Annotated in this window: 8 protein-coding genes; 5 read left to right on the top strand and 3 right to left on the bottom strand. The window is 39.3% G+C overall.

Annotation, left to right across the window (positions count from 1 at the left end):
• Window positions 1-619: 619 nt before the first annotated feature.
• The 5 genes from DT73_RS20960 to DT73_RS20940 all read left to right on the top strand — a co-directional run bounded on the left by DT73_RS20960 (window position 620) and on the right by DT73_RS20940 (window position 5612).
• Window positions 620-1816, top strand: a complete 1197-nt coding sequence (locus tag DT73_RS20960) for an AAA family ATPase (RefSeq protein ID WP_036114610.1) — start codon at window positions 620-622, stop codon at window positions 1814-1816.
• Between the two features lie 15 nt (window positions 1817-1831).
• Complete coding sequence (locus DT73_RS20955) at window positions 1832-2803, top strand: ParB family protein (RefSeq protein WP_036114605.1); 972 nt, start codon at window positions 1832-1834, stop codon at window positions 2801-2803.
• Between the two features lie 616 nt (window positions 2804-3419).
• Window positions 3420-4226 carry a DcrB-related protein gene (locus DT73_RS20950; protein ID WP_036114602.1) on the top strand — a complete coding sequence of 269 codons (807 nt, stop codon included), beginning with the start codon at window positions 3420-3422 and terminating at the stop codon, window positions 4224-4226.
• On the top strand, window positions 4223-5383 hold the full coding sequence (locus tag DT73_RS20945; RefSeq protein ID WP_036114599.1) for a PAAR domain-containing protein: 1161 nt from the start codon (window positions 4223-4225) through the stop codon (window positions 5381-5383). Before DT73_RS20950 ends, DT73_RS20945 begins: the two co-directional genes overlap by 4 nt.
• A 1-nt stretch (window position 5384) precedes the next feature.
• Entirely contained in the window at window positions 5385-5612 is a 228-nt protein-coding gene (locus tag DT73_RS20940; RefSeq protein ID WP_036114596.1) for an Imm74 family immunity protein, read from the top strand.
• 62 nt (window positions 5613-5674) lie between these two features.
• Here the strand turns inward: DT73_RS20940 and DT73_RS25240 are convergent, their stop codons facing one another.
• The 3 genes from DT73_RS25240 to DT73_RS20925 form a co-directional block, all read right to left on the bottom strand.
• Window positions 5675-6133, bottom strand: coding sequence for an N-acetyltransferase (locus DT73_RS25240; RefSeq protein WP_152552556.1), 459 nt, complete (start codon window positions 6131-6133; stop codon window positions 5675-5677).
• A 259-nt stretch (window positions 6134-6392) separates the two neighbouring features.
• On the bottom strand, window positions 6393-7379 hold the full coding sequence (locus DT73_RS20930; protein ID WP_036114593.1) for a tyrosine-type recombinase/integrase: 987 nt from the start codon (window positions 7377-7379) through the stop codon (window positions 6393-6395).
• A gap of 160 nt (window positions 7380-7539) precedes the next feature.
• The gene (locus DT73_RS20925; RefSeq protein WP_036114589.1) at window positions 7540-9243 is read right to left on the bottom strand and encodes a hypothetical protein; all 1704 of its coding nucleotides are present in this window, start codon (window positions 9241-9243) and stop codon (window positions 7540-7542) included.
• Window positions 9244-9309: the final 66 nt, after the last annotated feature.

Here is a 9309-nt window from a genome sequence, read left to right as displayed (position 1 = left end):
TTACGGCGCTGCAAACTGAGGGTGTGTTGTCACGGATGGGCTGCGGAGGATGTACCGGTTCACCGTGTCTGATGCTGAGGGCAGATTGTCACAGTACGGCGCTGCAAACTGAGGGTGTGTTGTCACGGATGGGCTGCGGAGGATGTACCGGTTCACCGTGTCTGATGCTGAGGGCAGATTGTCACAGTACGGCGCTGCAAACTGAGGGTGTGTTGTCACGGATGGGCTGCGGAGGATGTACCGGTTCACCGTATCTGATACTGAGGGCTGATTGTCACACTTATGGAACAGTTAACCACAAACATAATTTCCGCCTGCTGTACTATTGTTTATTGTTGAGGGGGTATTGTCTCGTTGTTATTCTCCCCAAGCCTATTTTGATCTTCCCGTGACATGGTCAATACACTCCTCTTGGTTACGAGTATACACCATATCGAAAATCACCACTTCTACTTAAGTATTCGCTTCATGATAGCATTTTCAGGTGTCGCCTCTATAAATGTGTCCGGTCACGTTGTTTACAATTTATTCGGCTTCTTTGAACTTATCTGTTTACAAAAGTAATTTTATGCAGGATTATTGATGAAACTCATAAATCCTGCATAAAAGGAAAATATCTATGGATAAGTTGAATCAGCTTGAAAAAGTGGCTCAACGTTCTGGAAAAATGCTAGTTTCACTGACTGAGCAGATTCAGTCGCAAAGAGAAGAGCTGAATGAGCATGAATTTTATCAGGTTTACGCGAAAGCTGCGCTTTCAAAGCTGCCAAAATTGACTAGGGCTAACGTAGATTATGCAGTAAGTGAGATGGAAGCTGAGGGATATGTTTTCGATAAGCGCCCAGCTGGCTCATCTACTAAGTACGCAATGTCTATACAAAATATCATCGATATTTATTGTCATCGAGGTATCCCTAAATACAGAGATCGCTACGCAGACGCATTTACCATTTTTGTTGGTAATTTAAAAGGTGGTGTCTCTAAAACTGTATCGACAGTTTCTCTGGCGCATGCTCTACGTACCCATCCCCATTTATTGTATGAAGACCTGCGAATTCTTGTTATAGATCTTGACCCTCAGTCGTCGGCAACAATGTTTCTCAATCATACTCGTGCTATAGGTATTGTTGAGGAGACGGCAGCACAAGCTATGCTTCAGAACGTTTCGAAAGAAGAATTGTTGAATGAGTTCATCGTTCCATCTGTTGTTCCTGGTGTTGATGTTATACCAGCTTCCATTGATGATGCATTCATTGCTTCAAGTTGGGAAGACTTATGCAAGAAACATCTTCCTGGACAAAACATTCATTCAGTTTTAAGAGAGAATATTATCGACAAGCTGCAAAGTGAGTATGATTTTATTTTTGTAGATAGCGGTCCCCATTTAGATGCATTTCTTAATAACTCAATTGCTGCAGCAGATTTGTTGTTAACTCCCATACCACCGGCCCAGGTGGATTTTCACTCAACGCTTAAATATCTAACAAGGTTACCTGAATTAGTTGGTTTAATTGAGCATTCTGGCCATGGTTGCCGTCTGATTGGAAACATAGGATTCATGTCCAAGCTTTCAAATAAAGCAGACCATAAACTCTGTCATAGTCTTGCTAAAGAAATCTTTGGGGGTGACATGCTGGATGTTGCCATTCCTCGTCTTGATGGTTTTGAGCGATGCGGTGAATCATTTGACACGGTTATATCTGCTAATCCGGCAACATATGTGGGGAGTAGCGAAGCATTGAAGAATGCGAGATCTGCAGCGGAGGATTTTGCTAAAGCTGTATTCGATCGAATTGAGTTTCTGAGAACGAATTGATATTAGAGGTGACCCATGAGCGGTAAAAGATCCACAATCGGCAGAACATTGAATCAAACATCTTTGAATTCAGAACGGGCCAACCCTGAATCATTAAACCAGACATTTGTCCTTGCTTCCGGCAAGCGAGCTTCATTCAGTTTACGTAATATTCCAGCTAATGAGGTCATCGAAAAGACATTTGTTGTGCAGGAAACAAATGGAAGAGACCAGTCAGCATTAACTCCAGAGTCACTGAAAGACATTACAAGAACACTGAAACTTCAGCAATTTTTCCCATGCATTGGTGTTCAGTCAGGAGACAAAATTGAGATCATCGATGGTTCCCGACGTCGGGCATCAGCGATTCTTTGTCACGTTGGTTTGAATGTTATGGTGACTAATAACCTAATTTCATCAGAAGATGCCAGGAAACTTGCAAGAGACATTCAGACTGCTCGTGAGCATAATATTCGAGAAATCGGTTTCAGGTTGTTGGCATTGAAAAATGCTGGTCTGAGTCAAAAAGAGATTGCCGAGCAGGAAGGATTGTCCCAGGCCAAAGTTACAAGGGCACTTCAGGCAGCAAGTGTTCCCCAGGATTTAATTTCTTTATTCCCAGTTCAGTCCGAATTAGCATTTTCGGATTACAAAGTGCTGATTTCGGCTACTGAGTCTCTGGACAGCAAAAACATTGGTTATGACCAATTAGTAGATAATGTTGGACCGGAAGTTGATGTTCTTTTAGCTGATGAAGTGCTTGCTGAGGATGAAGTTAAGAACCGCATTCTGAAGGTTATTTCTCGCGAGGCTTCCGTTCTTTCATCCAAACCTGATAAAGATAAGTCGATAACAACAATGCTGTGGACATTTAGTGATAAGGATAGATATGCACGAAAACGTTCGAAAGGAAGAATGTTTAGCTATGAATTTAACAGGCTGCCTAAAGAATTGCAGGATGAGTTGGATAGTGCCATAGAGCAGGTCCTGAAAAAGCAGCTATCCTGATGTCATGTACATGATGGCGAACAAGTACCATGTTCGCCATCATGATTTCAAAGCTAACTAACTGTTTAGACTAAATTTACTCATGTAATTTCACGGTGAAATCGCCAAGTGTATTGTTTTATAGGCTAGGGAGTATCAGTTTGAAAATGGTGTAACTCAGAAATCAGCTGCTCTTGTCGATGGATTATCATGACTAAGTAAATCAAAGACCGTATGTGATTTTGCTAAAATGAAATGTCGCTATATCAGGCATACGTTATGAGCAGGGGTGGAATATTGGGTGAATCGGAATACAGGTAAAGTAGTCAGTGGAAATTATAAAAATAATATCCACGAATTGAATAACACAGCAGCCCGCAAATTGAATCCCGCAAGCATAAATTTTTAAGAGCAATCTTAAACATCAAGCCATTAAACAATGTTAGTTTAGAAAAAACATTTTTTCATCTGCTCTAGTAACACCATACTTTATTACAGTTACTAGCCTGTTGAGCACTCGCATTTCTACAAATGCCAAATGTGTTTTACTGAATATTAATGTCGCAATCATGTTTAAACGTATTCTATTAATACGTTTTAGATAGTCATGTAAATTGATATGGATTGATGAAATAAGATGCCTGAGTACACCCTCCAGGACTGTACCGTTACAGTTCCAGAAGTATTTCATGATAGAACTATGAATCTTTTTACGCTGAGTCATACAAACGCGAATGAATTCACTTTTGTAATATCTCGAGCAACAGCACACGTTGGAGAAGATGTAATATCTATGTCTAAAAGGCTTGTCGAAGAGTTAGAGACAAGTATGAACGAGTTTTCACTCATTCACTCAAAGGAAATATGCCTATCAGGTAAGAATGGTTCTGAAATATTTTATAGGTTCAAATCAGGGCAAAGCACGATATTCCAAATGCAACGAGTTGTTTTGGTTGATGATAATGGTCTGGGTAAAAAAATAATATGCTTTATAGGTACATGTCCAGATGCATTTAATGAATATCACAATAAGGTTTTCAATAGCATAACTGACAGTATTCGTTTCGATTCAAATACAAACCTATCCAATAACCTGAGAAAGCAGATACCTTCAGATTGTACATCATTATTTTTTACTTTCGATCGGGACTCCCGGGAGTTATCTGTATTTTCGGGAATCCCAGACCTTTACCGTGGAGTAAACCTCACACGAGCTAAACATGGAGATTATCTGTTTTTTGATAAGGATGGTCATTCCCTTATGTTGGCACCAGTGAATTCAGGTGACGATTCAGAACGATATGGGTTATGGGAAATAGATGGAGAACAGCGAACCAATCTTGTTGATAGTTTGTTGCTGGCTAAAAGTGTAAGAGGGATACCGGGTATTGAAACTATTAATGATGTTGAGTCTTATATAGTTAAAAGGATGAATCAAGAATGAGCAGCTCAGAAGTATGGGGGGCTGCAAGAGAAGAGGATGTTATCACCCACTCTTCATCCAAGGGTTGGCTTGTCGTCGGCTTAATTGGTGGAGCCATTGTAGGGGCTGCATTCACAATTGCGACGGGTGGAGTTGGTGCTGCTGTTGTTGCTGCAACTATAGCAGGTGCAGCAGGTGGTGGAGGGCTTGGAGAAGTATTAGGTAGCATGTCGTGGGCTCCTACCCATGAGACAGGAAACCTTTATAAAGGGTCATTGAATGTCTTTATAAATGGTAAGCCGGCAATTATAGCTCATCAATCCATTGGAAAATGTAGTGAGCACAGTCCTAATGTACAGAAAGTTGCTCAAGGCTCGAGTTCAGTCAATATCAATGGGTTCCCTGCTGCGAGAATTGGTGATTTACTAACTTGTAGCGCAACAATACATACCGGTTCCTCAAACGTTTTTATTGGAGGAGCGAAAGTTCAAACAGATCCAATAAACCCCGAAATACCTGAATGGGTAAATACCGTTTTACTATGCGCCGGTCTTGCTGCATCAGTAGTTTTAGTCGGGCCTGCTGTTGCATTGTTAGGATTTGCTGGAGGATTAGGAGGTGGATATGCTGGAGACCTTTTAGGTGGTCATTTATACGGAGAAGGGAGTGACGGACAGAAATGGTTTGCGTTAGGAGGGTCTTTTGCTGGCGGACTAGTAGGAATGAAAGGTGGGGCTGAGTTTGAATCATGGAGAAATACGCCCAAGAGTCTTATAAATTTGGAAGAAATAGAACCTCAGCTCGCAACCGACCCTGATACTGCTTTTTTCTGGTCTGGCCGTACCGATGGTATAGGTGGTGCAGATGTAGCTGAGTCAATAGCTAGATCTCGTGGTGGTGTTACATTAGAATCAACTATCAAAGATAAAGGTATTGAGATGCCTGAATGGGATTTTGATAATCCTCAAAGTATAAAAGCCTGGGAAGATGTTTCGGCATCCTATGCTAAACAAGTGTCTGGTGAGATAAGGGCTGTTGTTGGAGAGTCATTGAGGGAAGGGAATATTTGGGAAAATGTAGAATTACCCAGGTTGATGAGTAATGATAGCGTTACAAAAATAACAACTATTGACCCATTAAATCAAACATCAAAAGTTATATTTGAGAGAGGAAATTAAAGTGAAAATTACTGGAACTAACTCCTATATCATACTCGACTACAATGGGCGAAAAATCAAAGTTGAGGGTGAGATGATTGTTGGGGGATTTGTTGCGGAGAAAAAGACAATGAAAAGGTTTGAACCACCTTTTGAAAATGAATTAGTAACTGAAGAAGTTAAAGAGAAATATATCCAAGAAGCACTCAAGAAGACCAAGGGATCTCATATGGTAATTCAGTTTGTATAATTTTTATTAGCTCAGACTTGAACTGAAGGTTTGAGCGAGGAACGGACATTTTGCCAGGTAACCTAACAAGGCATTTCCATTAGCAGCATATTCTTACTGTTTACTATAACTGTATCAACAAAATAGAACCCTTGCTTCTCATACCAGTGAATCAGTCGTTCACTTGAAGCTGAACAATCCAGGCGAATAAACTGTCGCTGTTGTGCACTGCCCATATCACGAACGAAGGATATAACTTCATTTCCTATACCTTGACCTGCAACCTTTCGCGAGACGGCAAACGAGTGCAGGTAAATGCTTTTCCCATTTTCCCTTTCACCCCAAAATGGCACATCTTCCATAAGTACCCGGAATGCAGCAACTGGCTGATATCCATCAAACACCAACCAGAGCTCGTTGCGCCTGATCCTGGGCAAAAGCCATTCGTCATTAAATGGATAATTCCACCCTTCTGAACCCTGCTGCTGTTGCCAGAGTCTGGCTTCTTCAAGGATCAATGAAAAATACTGACGATTACTCATCGAAACTCTCTTGAATTCATATCTCACTATTTTATGCACTATCTGACTAGCTCCTTGTTGATTAAAATAGGCTGATGTTAGCTACATCTTTTTCTGGTACAGGGCTGCCTGCCAGATTAGGTTATGCTCTCTGCTATAGCTCTGTCAGGCCAAATCTGAACTAATACAAACAAAAGTAAATATAGTAAAACCTCTGGTAACGTGACATCCATTTCCAATGTATCAGACCATGACTGAGCCAATACAATTTATGAGTATGTCAGTCCTCAAAGTTGAGACGGTCACGAGCAGTTCGCAAACGCTCTTGACCCCTTCGGTCATATTGCTGTGTGGTTGTTACGCTCGCATGGCCCATTGCATCTTTTACCGTTATTAAATCTTCACCATTATCGAGCAATGCTGTGGCAAATGTTCTTCTCAAGTCATGTGGTGCACATTTATCAATGCAGGCTTGTTTCTGACGTACGTCAAGTATGTGGTAGACAGCTTGATCTGTTAAGCGGTCAAGTGTTACATCGTCATGTCGACGAATTCTGGTGAATATTGGTCCTGGGTTTTCACCACGAACCTGGTCTATCCAGATATGCAACCTTTGCCATGAGCCTTCAGGTAAAAATGCTATCCGCTCCTTATTACCTTTTCCAAGAACTTTAATTGCACGTTCTGCAGTTATAATGTCTTTTAAGCTCAGAGAAACAGCCTCGGAACGCCGCAGGCCACAACCAAGAAGTACACCTAATAATGCTGCATCCCGAGGTCCTTTACAGCTGTGGTCATTATCACAAACTTGAAATAATTTACGTATCTCGTCACGGTGGAGAGCTCTTCCTCTTGGCAACTTACTTCCACGTAAATTTCGTACTGAAATAATCTGTTGGTAACTTTCCACATCAATTTGGTGGAGCATCCAGGCTTCTTTCGCAACTCCTTTTAATGCAGATAAATAAGTATTAACGGTAGCTGTGGCTCTACCGGAATCTCTAAGCAACTCTATAATTGCAAGAACATGGTGCCGGCGAAGACTACCCCAGGGGAAGGTATGGCTGCTGTCTGAGCCAAGCATATGGGCAATAATACCGAGAAATGAGGACATTGTCTGACGACTACGTAGAGAGTTAAGCGATAACAAATATGCTTGAGCTGGATTGATCACTCCCTGACTGGATGATGGGTGAACCAGAGACAAATCACCATCGATGATATGATCGGAAATCAGAGGTAAGTTTTCATCAGATAGTTTGCTCATGTCATCTTATTCTTAATGGCAAATGTTAAATTCTCATAGGGAGCTAGATTAAAAATTGTAGGCAATCTTACTGATTAATCCTACTTCAGAAACTCTACTTTTTCAAAGGTACATTTTAATAAGTAGATGTAAAAAAAGGCTCCAATTGGAGCCAAATGCATTACAGGAATAAATTTTCATTCACATCATTCTTAAAGTATGAACGAATGAATTTTATAGAAATGACTAGCAGACCTAAACCAAATATATACTTTAATATGTCCACAACAGAAGAACCAAAAATTTCAAGCTTAGATTGCAAATAAGTTATTTTACGGAGGTTCATAATCTTGCTGTCAACGAAAACAAGATCTGCCGTGCCATATATTTTTATTTTTTTACTTTTATTAACAAGTCCATACAAACTCCCTTCAGAAATAACAATCTCCGATTCTGGCCTCAACGACAGATGTTTCCCATTGATACTAAACTGGGAGATTCCTGTTGCTTTCAGAGCAGATAATTTCCCATTACTTATATCATCATATATTTTATCAAGCTTCTGGTATGTTTTCTTATAGAAAGCCATGTCAGTCTTAAGTACCACGGAGGGGCTATTGTTAAAATTGATAATATCATCTGGTTTTATGACAATTAAAAAACCTGTCAAATAATTAGCATTAATGCTATAAGTATTAGTTAAATCAGATAGTTGCTGATATTCACATTTCATCTTCTTATTTTTATCGAGCCTAGATAAAGGGGCAATATGATTTTCAATTTTATATTTTTCATTATTGATAATAATATCATATGTATAATCATGCAAAAAGCCATTTGTGGTTATTGGCATAAATGCGAAAGCAACCATTAATTGCGCATTGTTTGATTCAAATGTTATTTGAGAGTCAGTAACACTTGAGGCTAGCATATATTCATCATCTTGTTTGCTCAAACTTAACCTTGATGCCGCTTTAGGTATTACATCCGCTGATTCACCTTGTATGAACCCCATCATTGGAAATTTCTGTGTGATTTCTATCTTTTTCACATTCAGAAAAGATTTTTTAGCATCAAGTGGTACATTGTGAAGTAAATTTGGAAGGGTATAGCAACCTGAGACAATATAGATATCAGCCCCACTTAAACCCTTTATATCATTATAAATCAGGCTGCCGTTTTTCATTACATCCAGATACGTTGGTGTATCTGTTTTTTTATCATTTAAAAATCCAAATGATTCTTCATTATTTTTTACACCCGCATAAGCGATGTCGGATCCTTCAGATATATCCATCTCAATCTCTACCGCTTGCCTAGCAAATAATAAATATATAACGGCGGTTATAAGTACTGCTATTATTATTGCGGCAATTAATGGAAGCATTGCCGATAATATCATTGGAATGTTTTTTACTTTATTAAGATGAAATATTAGCGAATTTGATAAACACACATACAGAGACAATAATATCGCCCCAAAAAGATTGTATAGTATGTTTAGCAAAATATTATTCATAGCTATATCGTCTAGTGCGCGTATTAAAATCACATCTGTTATTGTTAGTGCAATCCAGGTAAGAGCTAATAAGGTTAAATAACCTTTAATCCTATGCTGTATAAAGACAGAGCCAATAAATATTGCAACAGCAGATATGAGATACCATGCTGTTCCTTTTGAAAAATAAAATTGTTTTATATAATCAAGTTTCATTGAGCATTCATAACAATTACCCTTTGTGAAGCCAGCGGTAAAATATTGAAAGAGAACTCCACTACAAAGAAGAAAAAAAATCGCGGAAATATAGAATAATGCCAGAATCGCAAAGTCAATTTTTTTGCTAAATACCTTCTTTACAATTTCTCTTTCTGATACAAAAGCCATAGCAAGTCCATATAAAAAGCTTTTAAGGTTGACTTTTAATCATACGCAACAAACCGTCGACTTTCT

The sequence above is a fragment of the Mangrovibacter sp. MFB070 genome (assembly GCF_000705335.1).
GTDB classification, from domain to species: domain Bacteria; phylum Pseudomonadota; class Gammaproteobacteria; order Enterobacterales; family Enterobacteriaceae; genus Mangrovibacter; species Mangrovibacter plantisponsor.
Note: the sequence above shows the minus strand (reverse complement) of the source record. Positions and strands in the feature narration are given on the sequence as shown.